The organism is Ignatzschineria larvae DSM 13226 (genome assembly GCF_038500265.1).
GTDB classification, from domain to species: Bacteria; Pseudomonadota; Gammaproteobacteria; order Cardiobacteriales; family Wohlfahrtiimonadaceae; genus Ignatzschineria; species Ignatzschineria larvae.
The window spans coordinates 780,632-803,638 of sequence record NZ_CP150637.1 but is presented as its reverse complement, the minus strand read 5'-3'; the positions used below and the strand labels follow the sequence as shown (position 1 = coordinate 803,638).

Sequence of the window (23,007 nt, the reverse complement as noted above, 5' to 3'; positions counted from 1 at the left end):
GAAAATGATAGTCAATTTGGTGTCATAAAAATGGCTTTTAAACAGCTAGCGCAGGGGTTTAAAAAAGATAAAACCTGACTCACCAACACTTGTAAAATGCCGGATAGAACAGCTTCTTTGCCTCTATCAGCTGATGCGCCGGCATTTAAATAAGCTTATTTTGAACCGATCTTACTATATAACTGAAAAGCAAAGCCGAAAAGTGAAATCGAAAAGTAAAAGGCGATCTAGCATTAATCTCTAGATCGCCTTTATTAATGATACCCAATCAGCGAAGCATTATCCTATTGAGGAATAACTAATCTAGTACCAACAGGAACACGTAATTGATTATCCGGCAAGTTATTCGCCCGCTTTAAAGTGCTTTCACTAATGCCATATTTCCTTGCAATATCCGCTAAACTCTCACCACGCTGTGTCAAATACTCTTTCGTTGTGCTATTTGAGATCAACTCTATTGGTGCCGAAGGTTCTGGGAATTGTACACCAATACTCATAGGTGGTGGTTCTGCAACTGAAGCTGTCACAGAGCGCTCAGTGATATTGGTGACCGCTCCTTGGCTACTCGATTCTAAACGCAACTCTGGCATTTTAATCTCAGCTTGTGGCGTCACTTTCGGCGCCACTAACTTCGGCGTAGGTACTTGCGGTTGTAAACGGGAATTATCCTGTTTTTGAACCACTGTTTTATAGACAAGCTCCGTTGCAGGTCGCTCTTTATAGTAATCTTTAATCCCCTGTAAAATATCCTCTGCTAAGCGGGTTTGATGTTTTTTACTGCGTAGATTCTGCTCTTCTTTTGGGTTAGAGATAAAGCCTGTTTCCACTAATACCGAAGGGATATCCGGCGCTTTTAATACCGCAAACCCCGCCCGTTCTACTTGTCGCTTATGAAGGTTCGCGTGTCTACTTAGATTTTTAAGAATATGTTTCCCTAATGCATTAGAAGATTCAATCGTCGCTTCTTGCGATAAGTCTAACAACATCGAGGCAATGGCATTATCTTTATCAGAGATTTTAACGCCCCCAATGAGATCCGACTGATTCTCGGCTTGCGCTAAAAGACGCGCAGCTTCACTCGAAGCGCCACTTGTTGAAAGAATATAAACGGAAGCGCCATCGGCTTTAGAGGAACCTGCATCTGCGTGAATTGAGATAAACATATCCGCCTTATTGCGACGCGCAATCAAAACTCGCTCCCGAAGTGGAATAAAAGTATCATTATTACGCGTCAAAATCGCCTTCATATTCGGCTGTTGATTAATCTTGGTTTGCAGAATCTTAGCAATTTGCAAGACCACATCTTTCTCTCTTGTACCAGCCTTACCATGAGCACCCGGATCTTTCCCGCCATGACCGGGATCGATGACGATCAAAATATTCTTCTTCGGTACGCTTTTCGCTACTTGAATCTCTTGAGGTTTTGTCACCACTGTTTGCCCAGCGGCTGCTAAATCTTGCTGCACACTACCCGCACTTAAACCCACAGCTATCACAAGTTCATAACCTGCATGACCTCTAACAACAGCGGCACTTGCAGGTACGGAGGCATTATTCAAATCAACGACAATCCGTAAATCAGTCCCCTGTTGTGTTCCAAGTCGCACGCCGGCAACAACACCTGATGAGATGGGTAATGCGGTCACTTTCCGTTGCAATTGTGCATTCGGAATATCAATCACTAAGCGATGCGGATTTTGTAGCCGGAAGCTATTGAATTTAATCTGTTGACTCAAGGGAAATGTAATTAACATCTCGCCATTACGCTGCTCTGCCTTTCCCGTCCCGACGACTGTTGCGGCAAAAGCACTCTGCCCTAACACAAATAAATTCAATAGCAATAAACAGAAAAACTTCCTCCAAAAAGAATAAGCGCGTCCTCGAAATTGTTGTCCCATCTCTCTAACCTCTATTATCTGACTACTTTAAATTTTTTTGATAGCCATTATCTCGATATTGAATTGTCACACTATTACTGGGTGTAATATCTTTAATCCAATTTACATTATCCAATAAAATTGCCCGCTTATCAGAATTTCGAAAAAAGAGATTAAATTTGCGATAAAGCTCTTCTGCCTGTGCTTTTTTACCCAAGGCATCTAAAATGACAATATAGTGGCTAATAATTTCAGGATCTTTATTTTTATGATAGGCCTTTTTGATATATTTCTCAGCACGGGCTAAATCCCCTAGTTGATAGTAAGTCCACGCAAGGCTATCCTCAATAAAATCTTGCCCTGGCATCATTAAGTTCGCTTTGGTAATGAGCGGTAATGCTTCCACAGCGTTTTTGGGATCGATCTCCACAAGCGAAAAACCTAACGCATTATAAGCAATTGGATCTTGGGGATTTTGACGGATCTCTTCCCGGAAGATCTCTACCATCTTGTCATAATCTTGATGTCCAAAAGCACTCATTGCCCGCAAGAAAGCTAAATTTGCAGAGTTTTCTTCAGCCAATAACTCCCCATCTTCTGCTAATGCTTCATCGAGAAGATCATACTCTTCTGTACCTTGTAGCATTAACATCTTTTTCAAGGCTAACTCGGCTTCGCTACTATTGCCTAATGCTTCCATCTCATCAAAATATTGATTAAAGAGTGTATAATCTTTGGCTAATAAGGCGACTTTCGCTTTAATCGTAGCAATCGCTTCGGCATATTCCGGCGTTGGGTCATCGATCTCCGGCAATACTTGCAGTAAGTTTTCACTATTACCTAAAATTTCGGAAAAATAGAAAAGATTCAACACTGCCCGCGTCAAGACTTCTGGCTGATCTAAGCGCATATTGAGCATATTTTGAATATTATCATAATTGCCCATCACATAAGCCATCCCGATAAATTTCTCAAAAACCACCGGTGCTTCATTAGTCAAAATCATTAAGCTTACTAACTGTTTATAAGCACGTTCATACTCGAAATTGGCTATCAAGGCATTGGCAAGCTCTAATCCGATCTCAGGATTTTGATACTTATTGTAAGCTTCCTCTAAAAGTGCAACCGCTTTTTCCGGCGTGCCTTCATTCCAATAGATAAATGAGTAGAGTGTATAGATTTTAGGATTTGAAGGATCAATCTGTAAGGCGCGCTCAAGATAGCTCTCTGCCTCATAAAATTTAGAGTTATCAATCAAGAATCCTGCTAAAAGAATCATCGGGAAAGTATCATACTCTTCCATTGCCGCTAGATCTTTAAAGATCATCAATTGCTCATCGAGCGGTAAACCAAACTCGTGGAATTTTTTGAGAATAGCAAAATAAGGCGATTGCATTAAGACACTCTCATCTGTGAGATAGAGCATCTCTACTAGATGATGATAAGTTCTCGCGGCATCATCATAAGCGCCCGTCAACACATAGGCTTCTGCTAATAAATTATAATTAGCAAGATTCGCTGGATCTTGAATGACTAATTTTTGAATAAGCGGTAATGCTTCAACGATATTCCCCTCTGCTAGATCAAGCTGAATTCGACGATTAAGCACTTGTGAATCTTGACCATTTTCTACGATAGATTCTGGGTTAGTTCCCGCTTCATTCTGATTAGCAATGAGCTCTGAAGCGATAAAATCATACTTATCAATATTGCCCTCTTCAGTATAAAAACGCAGAGGCTCTTCTTCGGCCTCATCACTGACCCCAATAGTGCTATTCGGTGCTCCCTCTACTTCTAACTGTAATGTGGAAGGTTTCTCAGATTGGGCATTTTTAGGGTTGATCTCCAGCATAGACTCGCTTTGAGCGAAAGCACTATAGTGAGAGATAGACACTAAAAAAAGAGATAAATTCAAAAATTTTTTCATACAACAATGACTCCTACGCCCATTTCACGGTCAAAATTATTCATTATAATGCGCTGACTGCTAACAGCATTGATACTATTGGTATCATCTCACATTCTAAATCATCTTTTACAAATCATAATTATCCTGACAAAACCACTCTTTTAAAAAGACTCATTTTCATATAGCCATTCTACGACTTAATCATTTTACAGTTAGATAGCCATATTTATTAGCAAAATAATCCAAAGAGAGCTAAAAATAATATCTTGATTACAACAAGACCACTATCGGCAAGACCACTATCAAGATACAAATGATGATTAACTCTATAAGAGCGTTTCATTGTACAACGTCTCATGCTATTACTGAACCCTAAAACCATAAATCATTACAACCAGAAATGTCACTAAAATCACTCTACAAACACTTCATCTCAATAGTATCGGTCGATAATTCTCTCATAAATCGTTATTATGGTGACAACTGCTAGGAAATACCTACTATAAGTATAATCAACAATTGATTAAGCTTGAGATAAAAGGATTTACCCGAATCGATCAGGAATCGCTAATGGACTTAGCTAACCTATGACTAATAACTATATTTAGGAGATGAATATGATGAAATCGAATAAAACTTTCGCCTTAATTCTCGCCGGCTGTGGCCATCTTGATGGCGCTGAAATTACAGAAGCGACAGCACTCAATATCGCCCTTACTAAAGCGGGTTACCAGGTCCAATTTTATGCGCCCGATCGCTTACAACAAGATACACTTAATCATATTACCGGCGAGCCGATGGAACCGAACCGCAATATTCTAGTGGAAGCTGCGCGTATTGCCCGCGGTCAAATCAAACCGATCCATGAACTGAATCTTAATGAAGTTTCAGGCATTGCCATGGCAGGTGGTTTTGGCGTCATTAAAAACTTCACTAACTTTCTAGAGAAAGGCGTTGATGCCACTTTAAAAAGCGATATTGAAGCGCAATTAATCGAAGCGTTAACACTCAAAAAACCTATTATTGCCATTTGTGCCGCGCCTATGGCGCTTGCGATTGCCCTTAAAACGAAAGGGATTCAAGATGCCTCTATTTCATTTGGTAAAGCGACTAATGCCGGGGATTTTCTACCCGCATTAAAAGCGTGGAATATCACCCATGTAGAAACAGCCTTAAATGAAGCGCATATCGATCAGAAGAATCATTTGATTACAAGTGGTGCCTATATGGAGGGTAATGCCACGCCTTATGAGATTTTCTTAGGTGCAAGTGCTTGTGTGGAAGGATTAGAGAAATTGTAATTCGATAAAATATTAGCTCGGATAAAATAGTAGCCTGGTCGCTGTAGCACAATAACTGTAGCATAATAACAATTATCATTTATTGAGCTATCACGGTTAATTCAACAAGTGCTATATCGTCGACAATTATCAAACTTTATTCTATTATCCAATTTAAACCTGTATAAGATTTATACAGGTTTTCTTATTACTTAAAAATCAGGTAAACTGCCAAGAGTGTTGCAGATTAGAACCCACAAGGTCACGCGGCAGAGATGGTCTACCCACCTACAATCCTATAACCGCACTGCTGACTCATACATTATGATCCTCGTTGAACAGATAGCAATCTACTTGCAATGCAAGATCATTAGCGTTTACAGTATCTAAACAATAGGTAACGCATTTTCATATATTTGATAGCCACTTATTTTAATTATCATCGTTAATCATCATCGGAGAAATTTTATCTATTATGGAGCCTCTTAAATTAGGATTAATTGGTCTTGGCACAGTTGCTACTGGTGTTGCTGCAGTTCTTCATAAAAATCAACAAACGATTGCACGCCGAATAAGACAAACGCCCATTATAGAACGGGTCTATGTTCGTTCTTTAGAACGTGAAAACCCCTACAACCTTAATCTCACGACTAATATTAATGAGATTATTAATCACTCTGATATTGATATTGTCATCGAATTAATCGGCGGTATTGAACCGGCACTCAGTTATATCAAAACAGCGCTTACCAATGGTAAATCCGTCATTACTGCCAATAAAGAACTGATCGCAAAACATGGTACTGAACTGTTAACGCTTGCCGAAGAAAATGGCGTTTTCTTGCGCTTTGAAGCGGCTGTTGCCGGGGGAATTCCAATTCTAAAGAGTCTACGGGAAGGTTTAGCTGCAAATGAAATTAATACCGTAATGGGGATTATCAATGGCACTACTAACTACATCCTCACCGAAATGAGCAGTAAAGGGAGTGACTTTGCACTTTGTCTTAAAGAGGCTCAAGCACACGGTTACGCTGAAGCTGATCCAACCTTTGATATTGAAGGTATTGATGCCGCACATAAATTAACGATTCTTGCCTCAATAGCTTTCGGAATCCCGCTTCAATTTGATGCCGTATATACCGAAGGGATCACACAAATTAGTGCGGAAGATATTGCTATTGCCCATAGTGAGGGATTTGCTATTAAACACTTAGGGATTGCCAAAAAGAGTGAACAAGGTGTTGAACTCCGTGTCCACCCTACTTTAGTGCCTTTAACACACCCTTTTGCCCAAGTTCAAGGAGTACTCAATGGTATTTTCATTCAAGGGAATGCGGTAGGCGAGCAATTTATGAGTGGTCGAGGTGCTGGCAGTGAAGCCACTGCCTCTGCCGTTGTCGCTGATTTGATAGAAATCGCTCATAATCAAACAGTGAAGCATAGTGCGCCGGCATTAGGATTTGATTCCCATCAATTAATAGAAGCACCGATTATTACAACAAGCCAATTTGAATCTCGTTACTATATCAACTGTCAGTGCGATGCCAAGACGGATCTAAAAACACTGTCTGAGAAGCTTGCAGAAGTGGCTTCAGAAATATTAAGAAGTGCTTTTAAAATTAAAATTTATGATGAAAATCATACAATTATCATATTAACTGCAAAAACTATTGAAGAAAATGTAGAAAAACTACTGAATAGTGCTATGTTAAATGAAGGCGTTGTTAACACAAAATCGATTCGGATAGAGATGTTTTAATCTCATTATCGCGTCTTAAACGAGCGAAATGATGACCCTGACCTTGAGGAGTCTTTTTACAAGTATACACACGATACTAAAAAAGCTAACAATTAGACTGCACAACTTTACCCACGATCATCCATAATGGAACGTAATATTTTTCTGGAGGATCAAGGCCTTGTGCAGTTTGAGTCCGCCTAGAATAATAATTTAAAATAATAACTCGATATTAAAAATGAGGAGATCCTGTGAAATTAAGCGGTGCAGAAATCGTCATTCACTCCTTAATTAAGGAGAACGTGGAATGTATTTTTGGGTACCCCGGTGGGGCCGTACTTCCTTTGTATGATGAAATTTATAAACAAGACAAAATTGAACATGTCCTAGTGCGCCACGAACAAGCTGCAACTCATGCGGCTGATGGCTATGCACGAACAACTGGCAAACCCGGCGTTGTCCTGGTCACATCAGGTCCAGGTCTTACCAATGCTGTCACCGGAATTGCAACTGCTTATATGGATTCTATCCCAATGATTGTCTTCTCAGGACAAGTCGCCACAAGCTTAATTGGGAATGATGCTTTCCAAGAAGTAGACACCGTCGGAATTACCCTTCCTTGTGTCAAACACAACTTCCTTGTCAAAGATGCTAAAGATCTAGCTGAGACAATCAAGAAAGCATTCTATATTGCAACTACAGGTCGCCCTGGCCCTGTTGTTATTGATCTGCCAAAAGATGTTACAGTTCAAGAAGCAGAATTTGATTATCCTGACACGATTACAATGCGCTCTTATAATCCCACGATTAAAGGCCATTCTAAACAGATCGCTAGAGCTTATGATCTGATCCTTCAGGCTAAGCGCCCTATGGTTTATACCGGCGGTGGCGTGATTATTGGTGAAGCTCATGAGGAACTTCGTCAATTTGTCAAAGCGCTCAATCTACCAATTACCAGTACCTTAATGGGCTTAGGGGCTTATGAAGGAACCGATCAGCAATTCCTTGGTATGCTCGGCATGCATGGAACTTATGAATCGAATATGGCAATGCATGAGTGCGATGTATTAGTCGCTTTAGGTGCTCGCTTTGATGACCGAATTACCGGCACATTAGAGCAATTTTGCCCAGATGCGAAGATTATTCATGTGGATGTTGATCCCGCCTCTATCGCCAAAAATGTCCCTGTAACACTACCCATCGTAGGTCAATTAAAGCCTGTACTCCGAGAGCTCAATGCGATCCATGCTGAAAAACAAGGAAAATTGGATCAAGAAGCGCTCGAGAAATGGTGGAAACAGATTGATGAATGGCGCGCGATGAAATCACTCGCTTATGAAAATAGCGACATTATCATTAAACCCCAATTTGTCGTTGAAAAACTGTTTGAAGTCACCGAAGGGCGCGCTATTGTAACGTCGGATGTAGGTCAACACCAGATGTGGGCGGCACAATACTACCCTTTCGATGAACCACGTCAATGGCTCAATTCAGGGGGGCTTGGCACAATGGGCTTTGGTTTACCTGCTGCCATGGGGGCTAAAATTGCTCGCCCTGATCGCGATGTTGCCTGCATTACCGGCGATGGTAGTATTCAGATGATGTTGCAAGAGCTTTCAACGATGCTGCAGTATTGTGCACCGGTTAAAATTATCAACCTCAATAATGGTTACCTCGGCATGGTACGTCAATGGCAAGAATTCTTCTTCCAAAAACGTTACTGTATGAGCTATTTTGACTCATTACCCGATTTCATTAAATTAGCGGAAGCTTATGGTCATAGCGGTGTTCAAATTCGTAAACCCAGTGATGTTGAACCCGCTTTAAGAGAAGCTTTCAAACAGAAAGATAAAACCATCTTCCTCGATTTCATCACCGACCCAAGCGAGAACGTTTACCCAATGATTCCCGCAGGAAAAGGCCATCACGAAATGATCCTTGCCGGTCGCGATAAGATGGAAAACACTGTAAAAGACGGCTTAAGCCAAGTTTAAGGGAGAAAAACATGACATTTAATACTGAAACATCGCGTCATATTATTTCGATCTTAATGGAGAACGAAGCCGGCGCACTCTCAAAAGTAGTGAATCTCTTCTCAGCAAGAGGATACAACATTGAAAGTCTCTGTGTTGCCCCTACTGAAGACCCTTCACTCTCTCGATTAACACTGGTCACTATTGCCAATAATCATATGGTTGAACAGATCGTCAAACAGCTTAATAAGCTCATTGATGTTGTGAAACTCACTGATCTTTGCGATAGCGCACATGTTGAGCGAGAAATGATGCTCATTAAAGTTCAAGCCGAAGGGCAGAATCGCTCTGAACTCTTTCGGATCAATGAGATGTTTAGAGGACGGATTATTGACGTAACTCCGCACTCTTACACTATTGAAGTGACAGGCACTCAAGATAAACTCGATGCGTTTATTGTCGCGGTCACTGAACTTGGCATCATTGAGATTGTGCGTTCAGGAGCACTCGGTTTAGTGAGAGGTGCCAAGGGGCTTGTACTCTAATTTTCCCTAAAAGCATCACTCAATAATCCTGCAACTGACGAAAAAAACTACAGTGCATAGATTTACATATCAAATTGTTGTATACCAATAGAGGTACGCTTCAATTTTGATAACCTAATGAATAAGTGGGCTAGCTCTTTGATTTTCAACTATCATCATCTGATCCAGATAGACTTAGGCTTGATGAGTACAAAAGAAAGTTATTACAAATAATTAATGTTACGAGTATTAATTTCGGTAATTAGCTTTGGGAATAGATAATCATCAAAGAGTTATTATTCACTGATACAAACAAATATACTGATAGATAACATCAGATACATAACATATTAAGTATAAGGACAAAGAAATGAACGTTTTTTATGATAAAGATACCGATATCTCCTTAATCAAAAATACCACTGTTGCCATCATTGGTTACGGTTCACAAGGTCATGCACATGCACAAAACCTTAAAGATTCAGGTGTCAATGTCATCGTTGGCCTACGTAAGGGTGGCGCTTCTTGGAATAAAGCAGTCAATGCTGGCCACAATGTCAAAGAGATTGCTGAAGCCACTAAAGAAGCAGATTTAGTCATGGTATTACTTCCTGATGAAAATCAACCTGCGATCTATCGTGATGCGATTGAGCCAAATCTTAAACAAGGTGCAACACTTGCTTTTGCTCATGGTTTTAACATTCACTATAACCAAATCGTGCCTCGTAAAGACCTTGATGTCATTATGGTTGCTCCAAAAGGCCCAGGCCACACTGTTCGCTCTGAATATGTGAAAGGTGGCGGTGTTCCATCATTAATCGCTGTTTACCAAGATCAATCAGGTAAAGCGCGTGATATCGCGCTCTCTTATGCCTCTGCAAATGGTGGCGGTAAAGCAGGTATTATCGAAACTTCATTTAGAGAAGAGACTGAAACAGATCTTTTCGGTGAACAAGCAGTACTTTGTGGTGGCGCCGTTGAACTTGTGAAAGCCGGTTTTGAAGTCTTGACAGAAGCAGGCTATGCACCTGAAATGGCTTATTTTGAGTGCTTACATGAGTTAAAGCTTATTGTTGACCTCATGTACGAAGGCGGTATTGCGAACATGAACTACTCTATCTCTAATAATGCTGAGTATGGCGAGTATGTTACCGGCCCTGAAGTGATCAATGCTTCAAGCAAAGAAGCGATGCGTAAAGCGCTTTATCGTATCCAATCAGGTGAATATGCCAAGATGTTTATTCAAGAAGGTGCGATTAACTATCCTTCAATGACAGCTCGTCGACGCTTAACAGCAGAACATCCAATTGAGAAAACAGGTGCTAAACTCCGTGCAATGATGCCATGGATCACTGAAAATAGCCTTGTTGATCAAACTAAAAACTAATGAATAAGGGAGTGCTATTTTAGCACTCTCTCAATAATCCCTTCACTACGAGAGGATGAATTAAAATCATTAGACTGATAAAACAGTAAATGGATGCCTTAAGCGTAATCTCTTAAGGCATTTTTTTCGACTAATTTATTCAAAATGAATAGATCAAAATCTGTAACAGTCAAATAGAGCGTATATTCATCAACACTCTATTCCCTTGTTACCTTGGTATTTCGTAATGGTCAAACATTATTTAAACAATAACAAATAGACAAAACTAGATACAAAAAAGTAAATTGTTTATTATCAATTTATTCATCAAGCTCAATGAGATAAAAATAGGAAAAATTATGACACAAATTTGGACCCCTTCTAGTTGGAGAGACTTCCCTGCTTTACAACTCCCAACCTACAAAGATCAAGCTGCCCTGAAAGCCGTAGAAGCGCGTCTGCGTAAAGCCCCCCCTCTCGTATTTGCCGGTGAAGCCCGCTCACTGAAGTCACAACTTGCAGATGCAGTGAATGGACAAGCCTTCTTACTTCAAGGTGGTGATTGCGCTGAGAGCTTTGCAGATTTTAGTTCAGATAACATTCGTGATACCTTCCGAGTACTACTACAAATGGCCGTCACACTCACATTTGCAGCGAGTAGCCCCGTCATTAAAGTCGGTCGAATTGCCGGACAATTTGCCAAACCACGTTCTTCTGATGAAGAGACTATCGATGGCGTCACGCTTCCAAGCTATCGTGGTGATGTAATTAATGATATTGCCTTTACTGCAGAATCAAGAGAACCAGATCCTGAACGCCTTTGGAGAGCTTATGCGCAATCTGGATTAACGCTCAACTTACTTCGTGCTTTCGCTAAAGGGGGTTATGCTGATCTTCATCGGGTTCAACGCTGGACAATGAGTTTTGTTGCTAACTCACCACAAGCTGAGCGCTATATTGACCTTGCAACTCGTATTCAAGATGCGCTTAAATTCATGCAAGCTTGCGGTGTTGATCCAAACAATGCGATTATCCGAGAAACAGAATACTTCACCTCTCATGAGATGCTACTTCTTCCTTATGAAGAAGCAATGACGCGTACAGACTCCACCACAGGCGATTGGTACAATACTTCTGCCCACATGCTTTGGATCGGAGAAAGAACGCGTCAATTAGATGGCGCACACGTTCACTTTGCAAAAGGCATCTCTAATCCTATCGGCGTAAAAGTGAGCCAAAAAATGGATGAAGATGAACTCATTCGCTTAATTGATGCGCTCAATCCACATAATGAGCCGGGTCGTCTAACATTGATTACGCGTATGGGTGCGGATAATATTCTTGATCACTTGCCTCGCCTTTTACGCGCGGTTAAACGAGAAGGTAAAAATGTAGTTTGGAGCTGTGACCCAATGCATGGTAATACAATCACAGAAAACCGTTATAAAACAAGACCTTTTGATCGTATTCTAGCTGAAGTCATTAACTTCTTTGATGCCCATAATGCAGAAGGAACTTATGCGGGTGGTGTTCACTTTGAAATGACCGGTACCGATGTTACGGAATGCTTAGGTGGCGGACAAAATATCACTTCTAAAGATCTAGAAGATCGCTACCATACTCACTGTGATCCTAGATTAAATGCACAACAAAGCTTAGAATTAGCATTCCAAATCTCTTCAAAATTGAAAGAACATCGCGAAAAGATTCCTGCACGCGTATAATGGCGTATAATTCTTTAGCTTACTATTGCGTGTAGATATGGTATTTTATAGAACATATCGATTTACTTAGGAGTATTGTGTTGAATACGAATTACCTCGATTTTGAGGCGCCCATTAATGAATTACAGACGAAAATTAACGAACTGAAAAACTGGGCGCAAGATACAGATATTGATGTTTCAGATAAAATTGAAGCATTAGAGAAGCAACAAAATAGCAAACTTGAGCAAATTTTTTCCAAGCTTTCATCTTGGGAAGTGACGCAATTAGCACGCCATCCGCTTCGCCCTTACACTTTAGATTACATCAATCTTATTTGTGATGATTTCCAAGAGTTACATGGGGATCGGGCTTATGCCGATGATGCTGCAATTGTGGGTGGATTAGGTCGTATTGATGGTCGTTCTGTGATGATTATTGGCCATCAAAAAGGTCGTGATACTAAAGAGAAGATCAAACGTAACTTTGGTATGCCCCGCCCTGAAGGATATCGTAAAGCACTTCGTCTAATGAAATTAGCAGAGCGCTTTAATATTCCGGTCGTCACTTTTATCGATACACCAGGCGCCTATCCTGGTATCGGTGCTGAGGAGCGTGGTCAAAGTGAAGCCATTGCCCGTAATCTGCTTGAAATGAGTAAATTACGCGTTCCAATCGTTTGCACGGTTACAGGGGAAGGTGGCTCTGGTGGCGCATTAGCCATTGCCGTAGGTGACCGCGTGATGATGTTGCAATATGCCATCTACTCAGTTATTTCTCCTGAAGGCTGTGCTTCTATTCTCTGGAAAAGTGCTGAGAAAAACAAGGAAGCAGCTGAAGCGATGGGCGTGACAGCACCTAAGAATCAAGATGCTAAATTGATTGATGGTATTATCGAAGAGCCAAAAGGTGGTGCACATCGTAACTACAAAGAGATGAGCGATAATATTAAGAAAGAGATTAATGCAGCACTCGATGAGCTCTCTGCCCTTTCAGTGGATGAGCTTCTTGAGAAGCGTTATGAAAAAATTATGGCTTATGGTCAATTTAAAACCAAGTAAATAGTCCTATCTGAGCGGTGGTTCTTCACAAAAGACCATCGCTCATTTTTTATCTAAAATTTTTCAATAATCTTCTGCATATTGACATTTTTTACCTTAAGCTGATAATTATCGGTATATAGTATATTTATATACTATCGCCCACTTACATTACCCATTTATATGGAATATGAGGTTTCTTACTTATGGATCAGTTGCTTCCCTATCTGCAAAAAATAGCCAAGATGCTTGATCGCTTAGATCCTCTCTTACCCCCAGAACAACATGATTTTGATTTCGAGCAAGCGATTGCTTTCCGCTGGCAAAAAGGACGACACTCCCGATTTGGTAGGCTTGTGCCGATAATACGCCCTGCTACTATTGAATTCGGTCAACTTCAAGGAATTGACCAACAAGTTGCCCAGATCAGAGAAAATACAGAGCAATTTTTAGCAGGATTACCGGCCAATCATGTCCTTCTCACAGGTGCTCGGGGTACTGGAAAATCCTCTATCGTCAAAGCGATTTTAGCCACCTACCATTCTCAAAACCTCAAAATGGTCGAGATTGAGAGTCAGGATCTAGCAGATCTACCAGAGCTTTTATTATTACTTGAAAATGCCCCCTACTCTTTCATCATTTTCTGTGACGATCTCTCATTTGAGGCGAATGATCCGAGTTACAAACCGCTTAAAGCATTACTTGATGGGTCATTATCAAGCCCTGCCCCTAATATTCTCCTCTATGCAACCTCTAATCGCCGGCATCTACTCCCTGAATCGATGCAAGATAACCTTGCACAATACAATGCACAAGAAGTTCACCCTCAAGAAGCAGTGGAAGAAAAGATCTCTCTCTCTGAAAGATTTGGTATTTGGATCAATTTCTACCCTCACTCTCAAGTAGAATATTTAGCTATTGTAGAGAGTTGGTTACAAGAATTTGCCCCAGATATCAATTTTGATGATGAGGTAAAACGCGCGGCTCTACAATTCTCCCAAGCCCGTAGTGCCCGAAGCGGGCGAGTTGCATATCAATTTGTAAAGCAATTTGTTGGACAACGACAATTACAACAAGCACAATAATCCCCAAAATCTCAATCTAAATAATAGATCGAGTATTAAAATTAAACCAATCATAGAATTATCGTAGTCATACATCGTCTTATGATCTCAAGATCGATCATCCTGACATAATCCGAATTTTTCTACAGACAAAAGGAAGTGAACATGTCCACTTATATGGTCAAGGAAATCCTAGATATCCCAAATGTCATCGAGCGACAACAAGATGCAAATGCCTCAACCTTAATTGCATTAGCCGAGTACCTCAAAAAAGCAAAACCAACGCAGATCATCACCTTAGGTCGCGGTAGCTCATACAATGCCTCAATTTACGGCAAATACCTCTTTGAAATTGGCTTAGGGATTCCTGTTTCCGTGGCGGCTCCATCCCTTGCGTCTATTTACGAACAAGCCTTAAATAGCGATAATGCCATTTTGATTGTAACGTCTCAATCGGGTAAAAGCCCTGATCTCATCAGTTATACAAAAATGATGAAACAGCAAGGCACTAAAATCATTGGCATCATTAATGATGAGAAATCACCGCTTGCACAAGAATGCGATTTTCTCTTTGGTATTAAAGCGGGTGAGGAGAAGAGTGTCGCGGCAACCAAAAGTTTTGTGGGTAGTCTCTCTGTCTATGCTTCGATCTTTGCTGCTTGGAGTGAGGATAGTGCCCTCGCTGATGGGCTGATGAATCTCCCCTTTGTATTAGATCAAGTGACAGTTACGGAATGGCCTGAGCTTATTGAAAGCTTATCTCATACCAAAGACTTATTTGTAATTGGTAGAGGTATTGGCTTAAGCGTTGCCGCAGAAGCAGCTCTTAAATTGAAAGAGACTTGTCAAATTCATGCTGAAGGTATTTCGGCTTCAGAGATTTTCCATGGTTCAGCTTCACTGATTACGCCACAATATCCGATTATTAGCTTTATCGGTTCAGATGCTTCTCGGGAATCAACGATTGAAATTAATAAAAAATTAGAGAGCTTTGGCGCAAGAATTTTTGCGATTGATAGTAAACAAAGTAGTGAAGATACGCTTATTATTCCTGAAGTGCATCCTTTACTACAACCGCTGGTACAAATTAGTGGTTACTATCGAGTGATCGAAAAACTATCACAACATCGTGGACTCAACCCTGATGTACCCCCTAATTTAAAGAAAGTCACTGAAACCATTTAACTATTATCATTGCACTACCCATTGAGCCATTATTAAGTCGTGATTACACGATCATTTAATGGGTCTTCAATGACATACTCGAGATAAAATCAAAGGGGCTTATTTTATCGCAAGATCGGTTTAAAATAAGCTCATTGAAATGCCGGCGCATCAGTTGATCGAGGCAAGAAAGCTGTTCTATCCGGCATCTTGCAAGTGTTGTTTAGTAAAATTGGTGATCTTTTAAAATCTTACTCGTTGCTTAAAAACCATTTTTCTCAAACCAAATTGACTCATATTATGAACCCTATAATCTCCTCCTTTTCGGCAATCGATACTCAATCATCTTGCGCTTTACTTGCTCCTCAAATTTATGATGGGAGTACGCTCTATCAAGATCACGCATTATTGATTGAAAAAGGGGTTATCATAGAAATCGTTCCTCAAACAACCATTCCTGCTACTTATGAACAATATGATTGTGGTGATCTATTAATGCCGGGATTCATTGATCTACAAGTCAATGGGGGCGGCGGTGTGCTGTTCAATGATGAACCCAATTTAAAAGGCATTAAAACGATTCTTCAAGCACATCAAGCTCGTGGAACGGCTGCCCTCTTACCAACACTCATTAGTGCTGATGATAATACTATTGAACAAGGTATAAAGGCAGTGTCTCAAGGGATGAAAGCCTCATTACCTGGGCTACTTGGTATCCATATTGAAGGGCCGATGATCAATCTTAAACGCAAAGGGATCCATGCTGCGGCTAATTTACGTATTTTAAGTGATCATTTAATAGATACCATCTGCGGGCATCATGAAATGGTACGACTGGTTACTCTCGCACCTGAAATAGTCCCACTTAAGCTCATTGAAAAACTAACAAAAGCAGGCGTAATCGTCTTTGCTGGTCATACAGAAGCAAGTCCAGAAAGATTAAAGGAGGCTATTGCTGCAGGCTTACAAGGTTTTACACATCTCTACAATGCAATGCCGGCAATGGAATCTCGTAAACCTGGGACCACAGGATTTGCAATTCAAGCAGAGAAAAGCTACGCCTCGATCATTCACGATGGCTTACACGTCGATCCACTGATGGTTCAACTCGCCTATCGTAGCAAACCCAAAGGTAAACTCTTCTTAGTAAGCGATGCAATGAGCTCTATTGGCGCAATACAGAATCAATTTCAACTGGATGATCAGATGATCTATCTTCGGGATGGGCGATTAGTGAATGCTGACGGTACTCTTGCCGGCGCGCATTTAGATATGGCACAAGCCTTGCTCAATACCCTCCATTCGATTGATATTCCACTTATAGATGCCCTTGCAATGGCAACCTCAATACCGGCACAAATTATTCAATCAATTCAGTATGGTTATCTCAAGAAAGGGAATAAAGCAATGATCAACGTACTAAAAGATGATAAAATATCCCCGGTTTTTTTCAAATAACATCTTTTTTTAAAGGCCTCTTCAATGAATGGCATTATTTTGATCATCGCTTGTCTTATTGCAGGTAAAGCGGTGACAGCGGCAATTACCTGCAAAAAAGAATTTATCTACTCTCTCAACCGCGTCGCTATCACCATTGCCCTGCCAGCACTGATCCTAGATAAAGTTCACTCTCAAGCCTTCTCTCTCGAAGCAATCTTCCCGCTCCTCTCCCCTTGGATTCTCTTCTTTATTACAATCGGACTTGTCTATATTCTACGAATCTTCATTCCGATGTCCCGTATTACTATGGGAACCCTTATTCTCCTTGCCGGTACTTCTAACACCTCTTTTGTTGGTATTCCCTTAATACAAGCAATGATGGGCACGGAACAATATCTTGGTATCGCTCTCTGGATTGACCAATCAAACTTCATTTTACTCTTCACTCTTGGGGCATTCATTGCTGATTTTTATAGCGGTGAGCAAGTCTCTATTATTAAAAACCTCAAAGTACTACTCAAATATCCACCGATTATTGCGCTGATACTGGCCTTTTTACTCAAACCGTTTACTTACCCTGAATTTGTCACCTATACTTTAGAAGCTTTTGGCTCTCTCATTACACCTTTAACAATGATCTCCGTCGGGGCTAGTTTAGCGTTACCTAGCAATAAAAAACTGGTTGGTTATCTCAGTATTGGGCTCATCATTAAACTCATTCTGCTCCCACTCATTGTGTTGGGTATTCTATTATTTATTTACGCTTCTCCGAACGTCTATATTAACCAGATTGTCTTAATGCAGGCAGGAATGGCACCGATGGTGATTGCCGTCATTATTGCCCTTGAAAAAGGCTTAGATGGTGAGCTCGCTTCGATCATGACAGCCATTGGTATCCCGCTCTCTTTTATTACGGTCCCTCTCTTCTACTACCTTATTATCTAATAAGGATTGATCAAAAAGAGGTCCATCGAAAGATCAGGCGATCTAACTCTTGTGCAATTAAGAAGATTTTACATATTCTCTATTCGTTGTAAATGAGTCAAAATCAAATAGTTCCGTATCACACATTTGTGATAAACGGATATTTTTGGTCGCTCTAAAAATGTTGTCAATTCGCCCAGGATAACGGCGCTCCCAATCTTGAAGCAGCGACTTTACCTCTTGACGCTGCAACCCTTCTTGAGATCCACAGAGGTTACAAGGAATAATTGGAAAGGCTTTGAGAGCTGCATATTCTTCAATATCGACTTCTCGGCAATAACTAAGCGGACGAATCACAATATTATCAAAGTCATCACTCTGTAACTTAGGTGGCATTGCCTTCATTGTGCCGCCAAAGAACATATTCATAAATAGCGTTTCCACAATATCATCTCGATGATGGCCAAGCGCAATTTTATTGAAGTTATTCTCTTTTGCATAAGTATAGAGAGAGCCACGACGAAGCCTTGAGCAGAGACTACACATCGTCTTTCCTTCCGGGATCTTCTCAGTGACAATCGAATAGGTATCTTGTTCAATAATATGAAAGGGTACCCCTAAATCCGTAAGGTATGCCGGTAAAATATGCTCGGGAAACCCAGGCTGCTTCTGATCTAAATTGACTGCCATTAATTCAAAATCAATCGGCGCATGCTTCTGTAGTAGAAGTAGTAATTCCAACATCGTATAGGAATCTTTCCCACCAGAAAGACAGACCATAATCCGATCACCGGGGGCAATCATTTGATAATCCATGACGGCTTTACCGACTTGATGACGAAGCTGTTTCTCGAGTTTCGCTAAACGAGTAGCCTTAATGTGAGTTTGATACACAGTATCAACATCGGTATCCGTTAATAATCCCTCGCTCTCGGTAGAATTAGGCGATTGTGTTCGGGTCGTTTGTAGTAGATCTGTAATAGATTGCTGATGAATAGTTTGACTCATAATAAACTCTAATAAAAAATCCGGTCGCAATGAGATATCTCAAAACAACCTATTAACTGAAAAGTGAAAAGCCACTTTCATTGACGAAAGCGGCTTTTCATTATTGATTGGAAAATGAAGAATCTCTCTCAATCTTTTCCTCATGCTTTTTAAGCTTATGAAACAATATCAACTTTCGGTGGATTGCTCATATCTAGCGAAGCAGGATCATCATGCTTTTGGTCTAATCCCCGGATAGGACGACCTTCCATAATATCTTCGACTTGATTCGCATCAATCGTTTCAATATCTAGCAGAACTTCTGCCATCTTATGCAACTTATCGATGTCGTCTTTGAGCACTTTTTCAGCACGCTCATAGTTACGATCAATAATTGCGCGAATTTCAAGATCAATTTGACGTGCCGTCTCATCAGAAATTCCGGCAGGATTGCCACTTTGGTTACCTAAATAGGAGTTATTACTATCAGCATAGGTTCTAAAACCCATCGTCTCAGATAAACCCCATTCTGTGACCATTTTCTTTGCCATCGATGTCGCATGTTGAATATCGCTTGCAGCCCCAGTTGTGACTGCATCATAACCGAAAATTAGCTCTTCGGCGATACGACCACCAAAGATCATTGCCATCTTATTCTCAAGCCATTTACGCGGTACGCTCACATGATCACGCTCAGGTAATGTCATTGTCACTCCTAGCGCACGACCTCGCGGAATAATCGTGACCTTATAGACAGGATCTGACTTCAAGCGATAGCCAATAATAGCGTGTCCAGCCTCATGATAAGCCGTTAATTTCTTATCATCATCGGTCATCTGCATTGAGTTACGGGCGGCTCCCATCATGATTTTATCTTTTGCTTCTTCAAGATCATAAAGAAAAACTTCATTTTGATTCTTACGTGCTGCAAATAGCGCTGCTTCATTCACAAGATTTGCTAAATCAGCACCTGAAAAGCCCGGCGTTCCACGTGCAATTTGTTCAATATCCACATCCGCATTCGTTGGCACTTTACGAAGATGCACTTTAAGGATCTCAATACGACCTTTTACATCAGGCAATGGCACAACTACTTGACGATCAAAACGACCTGGGCGCAGTAATGCAGGATCTAGGACATCAGGGCGGTTTGTCGCTGCAATAATAATGATTCCTTGGTTATCACTAAAGCCATCCATTTCCACAAGTAATTGATTCAATGTCTGTTCACGCTCATCATGACCACCACCCATACCGGAACCACGATGACGACCAACCGCATCAATCTCATCAATAAAGATGATACAAGGTGCGTGCTTTTTCGCCTGCTCAAACATATCCCGTACACGAGAAGCACCCACCCCAACAAACATCTCCATAAAATCAGAACCGGAGATTGTAAAGAATGGGACTTTCGCCTCACCGGCAATTGCCTTTGCTAATAATGTTTTACCCGTTCCTGGTGATCCTACCATTAGAATACCACGAGGGATTTTACCGCCTAATTTTTGGAAGCGACCTGGATTACGTAAGAAATCTACGATCTCGCCTACCTCTTGCTTCGCTTCTTCTGCACCAGCAACATCTGCAAAGGTCGTTTTGATCTGATCTTGGGTTAGCATCTTCGCTTTTGATTTCCCAAAACTCATCGGTCCACCTTTACCACCGCCACCAGATTGACGCATCATAAAGAGGAAGAAACCTAAAAGCAATAAAATTGGTAATAGATTCAAGAATACCGACAGGAAAAGTCCTTGTGTACGCAAAGACTTACCTGTAAAACGCACATTCTGATCCATTAAACTTTTGACGAGTGGGCCATTATTTGTTTCAGGATTATAAGTAGAAAAACGCACACCATCAGAGGTAACACCTTCAATATTTGCACTATTAGGGCCACTCATCTGTACTTCACGCACTTGCCCGCTATCTACTTGCTTTAAAAATTCCGAATAGGGAATTTCTCTCCCTCCACTACCGCCAAAGCCCTGAAATAGCATAAATACTAAAATACCTATGCCGAGCCATAAAGCTATATCTCTTCCTTTATACTTCAAAAGATTAACCCCTATTTATAGTTAAAATAAATTAGCATCGTTGTTGCATCAATTACTCGACTAACTTTGTGCTAATTAGATGTAAGTAAGTTAAGATATCCTGATCGTTAAAACATGTATCTTACTAATAAAAATATTTATATTTTTGCAATTGCAAACTCTAGCAAAACATATTAGCAAATATTGTCCCTATCATCATCTTTCATTCTCTATTATGCCTTAATTACAAGAAGTCTACCCTGCTTTAGGGAGCATTCATCATAATGTAGGGATCTTTTCTATAGTTTCAAGTTAAAATTATAGAAAGACATAAACTATTTCCGCTAACATCAGCACTCTATTTTACCATTATTTTAGATCGCTGAAATCTTATTATAAGACTTAATCTCGAAAAGCAACTTTTACTTAACCCTTAAATCCTTTTGCTAAGAGATAAATTTCCGCGCTACGCGCCCGAGAAGCTTTAGGTTTACGAGTGACCACTTTTGTGAAGTTGTGCTGTAAAGCTTTATAATATTCTTGAAATCCTTCCCCTTGGAACACTTTCAGCAGATAGTCTCCTCCCGGTTTCAAATTCCCTTGAATAAAATCTAATGCTAATTCTAGAAGGTACATCGTTTTAGGCTGATCAACCCCTTTAATACCACTCATATTCGGTGCCATATCGGAAAGCACGACATCCACTTTTCGCCCATCTAAAATAGTGAGGAGCTCCTCAAGCACTTCATCTTCCCGGAAATCCCCTTGAATGAAGTCAACACCTGCTAACGGATCGATGGGCAATAGATCAAGACCCACCACCTTGCCATTATGCCCGACTTTATGCATCGCATATTGTGACCAGCTGCCTGGTGCGGCCCCTAAATCGACAACCGTCATGCCAGGTTTGAATAAACGATCTTTCTCATCAATTTCTTGTAATTTATAGATTGCTCGTGAACGCCACCCCTCTTTCTTAGAGCGAATGACAAACTCATCATCCATATGTTCTTTTAGCCATCTTGTACTACTTGCACTTCTCTTTTTTGCCATAATTTTTATCTTTATGTTCTATCTACTATTCTCACCATTGCTACTCAAATGATTTATTCAAATGATTCATTAAAATCACTTAATTTTAATTTAACTAGCAACCTATTTTATTCAGCTTTATCGATCGATACCTGTAAGCTCAGACTTTATTAGATCAAACTCTTTCTCTTCAAGCTCTTTATTTTCAACCGTTATTTTCAATCATTATTTTAAACCTGTGCTTTTCTCTACTCAGTTTGATCAACAGATTCGGTCTCATCTGCTGCCTGACTATGCTTCTCCTCATTGACTCTTTTCTGATGTCGCTCTTCTGCTAATTGATGCTGTAGAAGAATCGATTTCCCTCTTGCCACTAAATATAAACCGCCAGCAAATCCAAAAAAGAGTAGAATAGCAAATTCAATACCGGGGGTTAAATCCATGTACCCTACGATAATTACTAAGATAATTCCCGCCACAATCATACCAAATGCAAGTGCCTTCAAACTTTTAAAAAGATGACGTAACTGCATATTGTGTGATAGGCTTACCTTTTTATTCTGAGAACTATTTTCACTATTCATGACACAAATTAAACTCACAACTGAACATATTAAATTCCTTAAAGCTAAAGCACATCATTTAGATCCTGTGTTAATTTTAGGGGACAAAGGCGTTACAGAAAACTTCATCAAAGAAGCGAAAAATGCAATTGCCCACCATGAACTTATCAAAATTAAGCTCGCCGGACGTGATCGCGATGAGAGAGAGTCTATCACAGATGAGATCGTTACGGCACTTAATGCTTCATTGATTCAAAAAATTGGCGCAACCATTATCCTGTTTAAACGTAATCACGAAGATCCTAAAATCATCTTCAACTTTAAATAGTTAAATAGATCAAAATTTAAAAGATCTATTTAAAGGACCTAAGGAATCTCAAAAATCTA

18 protein-coding genes are annotated in these 23,007 nt (G+C 40.4%); 12 read left to right on the top strand and 6 right to left on the bottom strand.

What is annotated here, in order from left to right; translation table 11 throughout:
• Nucleotides 1–284: 284 nt before the first annotated feature.
• Nucleotides 285–1,898 (bottom strand): N-acetylmuramoyl-L-alanine amidase, encoded by a 1,614-nt coding sequence (locus WMO13_RS03460; protein WP_051396251.1) that lies wholly within the window; start codon nt 1,896–1,898, stop codon nt 285–287.
• Nucleotides 1,899–1,920: 22 nt separating this feature from the next.
• Nucleotides 1,921–3,804 carry a tetratricopeptide repeat protein gene (locus WMO13_RS03455; protein WP_026879117.1) on the bottom strand — a complete coding sequence of 628 codons (1,884 nt, stop codon included), beginning with the start codon at nt 3,802–3,804 and terminating at the stop codon, nt 1,921–1,923.
• A 599-nt stretch (nt 3,805–4,403) separates the two neighbouring features.
• Here WMO13_RS03455 and elbB point away from each other — a divergent pair.
• The 11 genes from elbB to WMO13_RS03400 all read left to right on the top strand — a co-directional run bounded on the left by elbB (nt 4,404) and on the right by WMO13_RS03400 (nt 18,023).
• Nucleotides 4,404–5,087 carry an isoprenoid biosynthesis glyoxalase ElbB gene (elbB, locus tag WMO13_RS03450; protein WP_245601159.1) on the top strand — a complete coding sequence of 228 codons (684 nt, stop codon included), beginning with the start codon at nt 4,404–4,406 and terminating at the stop codon, nt 5,085–5,087.
• A gap of 454 nt (nt 5,088–5,541) precedes the next feature.
• The gene (locus tag WMO13_RS03445; protein WP_342386905.1) at nt 5,542–6,825 is read left to right on the top strand and encodes a homoserine dehydrogenase; all 1,284 of its coding nucleotides are present in this window, start codon (nt 5,542–5,544) and stop codon (nt 6,823–6,825) included.
• Nucleotides 6,826–7,055: 230 nt separating this feature from the next.
• Nucleotides 7,056–8,798, top strand: coding sequence for a biosynthetic-type acetolactate synthase large subunit (gene ilvB, locus WMO13_RS03440; RefSeq protein ID WP_026878327.1), 1,743 nt, complete (start codon nt 7,056–7,058; stop codon nt 8,796–8,798).
• A gap of 11 nt (nt 8,799–8,809) precedes the next feature.
• Nucleotides 8,810–9,322: an acetolactate synthase small subunit gene (gene ilvN, locus WMO13_RS03435; protein WP_026878326.1), complete on the top strand. Its 513-nt coding sequence runs from the start codon at nt 8,810–8,812 to the stop codon at nt 9,320–9,322.
• Between the two features lie 349 nt (nt 9,323–9,671).
• Complete coding sequence (ilvC, locus tag WMO13_RS03430) at nt 9,672–10,688, top strand: ketol-acid reductoisomerase (protein WP_026878325.1); 1,017 nt, start codon at nt 9,672–9,674, stop codon at nt 10,686–10,688.
• A gap of 338 nt (nt 10,689–11,026) precedes the next feature.
• On the top strand, nt 11,027–12,391 hold the full coding sequence (locus tag WMO13_RS03425) for a class II 3-deoxy-7-phosphoheptulonate synthase (protein ID WP_026878324.1): 1,365 nt from the start codon (nt 11,027–11,029) through the stop codon (nt 12,389–12,391).
• Between the two features lie 80 nt (nt 12,392–12,471).
• On the top strand, nt 12,472–13,431 hold the full coding sequence (accA, locus tag WMO13_RS03420) for an acetyl-CoA carboxylase carboxyl transferase subunit alpha (RefSeq protein WP_026878323.1): 960 nt from the start codon (nt 12,472–12,474) through the stop codon (nt 13,429–13,431).
• 185 nt (nt 13,432–13,616) lie between these two features.
• Complete coding sequence (locus WMO13_RS03415; protein ID WP_026878322.1) at nt 13,617–14,495, top strand: ATP-binding protein; 879 nt, start codon at nt 13,617–13,619, stop codon at nt 14,493–14,495.
• A 144-nt stretch (nt 14,496–14,639) separates the two neighbouring features.
• Nucleotides 14,640–15,659 (top strand): SIS domain-containing protein, encoded by a 1,020-nt coding sequence (locus WMO13_RS03410; protein WP_026878321.1) that lies wholly within the window; start codon nt 14,640–14,642, stop codon nt 15,657–15,659.
• 279 nt (nt 15,660–15,938) lie between these two features.
• The gene (gene nagA / locus WMO13_RS03405; protein WP_051396078.1) at nt 15,939–17,096 is read left to right on the top strand and encodes an N-acetylglucosamine-6-phosphate deacetylase; all 1,158 of its coding nucleotides are present in this window, start codon (nt 15,939–15,941) and stop codon (nt 17,094–17,096) included.
• Nucleotides 17,097–17,120: 24 nt separating this feature from the next.
• Entirely contained in the window at nt 17,121–18,023 is a 903-nt protein-coding gene (locus WMO13_RS03400; protein WP_026878319.1) for an AEC family transporter, read from the top strand.
• A gap of 57 nt (nt 18,024–18,080) precedes the next feature.
• On the opposite strand, the gene ttcA is transcribed toward WMO13_RS03400, so the two are convergent.
• From ttcA to WMO13_RS03380, 4 genes are all read right to left on the bottom strand, one after another.
• Entirely contained in the window at nt 18,081–19,010 is a 930-nt protein-coding gene (gene ttcA / locus WMO13_RS03395; RefSeq protein ID WP_084331411.1) for a tRNA 2-thiocytidine(32) synthetase TtcA, read from the bottom strand.
• A gap of 155 nt (nt 19,011–19,165) precedes the next feature.
• Nucleotides 19,166–21,046 carry an ATP-dependent zinc metalloprotease FtsH gene (gene ftsH, locus WMO13_RS03390; protein ID WP_034855206.1) on the bottom strand — a complete coding sequence of 627 codons (1,881 nt, stop codon included), beginning with the start codon at nt 21,044–21,046 and terminating at the stop codon, nt 19,166–19,168.
• A gap of 405 nt (nt 21,047–21,451) precedes the next feature.
• Nucleotides 21,452–22,078 carry a 23S rRNA (uridine(2552)-2'-O)-methyltransferase RlmE gene (gene rlmE, locus WMO13_RS03385; protein ID WP_026878316.1) on the bottom strand — a complete coding sequence of 209 codons (627 nt, stop codon included), beginning with the start codon at nt 22,076–22,078 and terminating at the stop codon, nt 21,452–21,454.
• Between the two features lie 227 nt (nt 22,079–22,305).
• Nucleotides 22,306–22,590 (bottom strand): hypothetical protein, encoded by a 285-nt coding sequence (locus WMO13_RS03380; protein WP_156923240.1) that lies wholly within the window; start codon nt 22,588–22,590, stop codon nt 22,306–22,308.
• Nucleotides 22,591–22,639: 49 nt separating this feature from the next.
• Here WMO13_RS03380 and yhbY point away from each other — a divergent pair, with 49 nt between their 5' ends.
• The gene (gene yhbY, locus WMO13_RS03375; protein WP_026878314.1) at nt 22,640–22,948 is read left to right on the top strand and encodes a ribosome assembly RNA-binding protein YhbY; all 309 of its coding nucleotides are present in this window, start codon (nt 22,640–22,642) and stop codon (nt 22,946–22,948) included.
• The last annotated feature ends 59 nt before the right edge of the window (nt 22,949–23,007 follow it).

Bases quoted from the DNA above. Each gene is read 5' to 3' on its own strand.
- ttcA (WP_084331411.1), bottom strand. From the start codon at position 19,010: ATGAGTCAAACTATTCATCAGCAATCTATTACAGATCTACTACAAACG.
- WMO13_RS03455 (WP_026879117.1), bottom strand. From the start codon at position 3,804: ATGAAAAAATTTTTGAATTTATCTCTTTTTTTAGTGTCTATCTCTCAC.
- ilvC (WP_026878325.1), top strand. From the start codon at position 9,672: ATGAACGTTTTTTATGATAAAGATACCGATATCTCCTTAATCAAAAAT.
- ilvN (WP_026878326.1), top strand. From the start codon at position 8,810: ATGACATTTAATACTGAAACATCGCGTCATATTATTTCGATCTTAATG.
- WMO13_RS03445 (WP_342386905.1), top strand. From the start codon at position 5,542: ATGGAGCCTCTTAAATTAGGATTAATTGGTCTTGGCACAGTTGCTACT.
- WMO13_RS03400 (WP_026878319.1), top strand. From the start codon at position 17,121: ATGAATGGCATTATTTTGATCATCGCTTGTCTTATTGCAGGTAAAGCG.
- WMO13_RS03415 (WP_026878322.1), top strand. From the start codon at position 13,617: ATGGATCAGTTGCTTCCCTATCTGCAAAAAATAGCCAAGATGCTTGAT.
- nagA (WP_051396078.1), top strand. From the start codon at position 15,939: ATGAACCCTATAATCTCCTCCTTTTCGGCAATCGATACTCAATCATCT.
- WMO13_RS03380 (WP_156923240.1), bottom strand. From the start codon at position 22,590: ATGCAGTTACGTCATCTTTTTAAAAGTTTGAAGGCACTTGCATTTGGT.
- elbB (WP_245601159.1), top strand. From the start codon at position 4,404: ATGATGAAATCGAATAAAACTTTCGCCTTAATTCTCGCCGGCTGTGGC.
- yhbY (WP_026878314.1), top strand. From the start codon at position 22,640: ATGACACAAATTAAACTCACAACTGAACATATTAAATTCCTTAAAGCT.
- WMO13_RS03410 (WP_026878321.1), top strand. From the start codon at position 14,640: ATGTCCACTTATATGGTCAAGGAAATCCTAGATATCCCAAATGTCATC.
- WMO13_RS03425 (WP_026878324.1), top strand. From the start codon at position 11,027: ATGACACAAATTTGGACCCCTTCTAGTTGGAGAGACTTCCCTGCTTTA.
- WMO13_RS03460 (WP_051396251.1), bottom strand. From the start codon at position 1,898: ATGGGACAACAATTTCGAGGACGCGCTTATTCTTTTTGGAGGAAGTTT.
- rlmE (WP_026878316.1), bottom strand. From the start codon at position 22,078: ATGGCAAAAAAGAGAAGTGCAAGTAGTACAAGATGGCTAAAAGAACAT.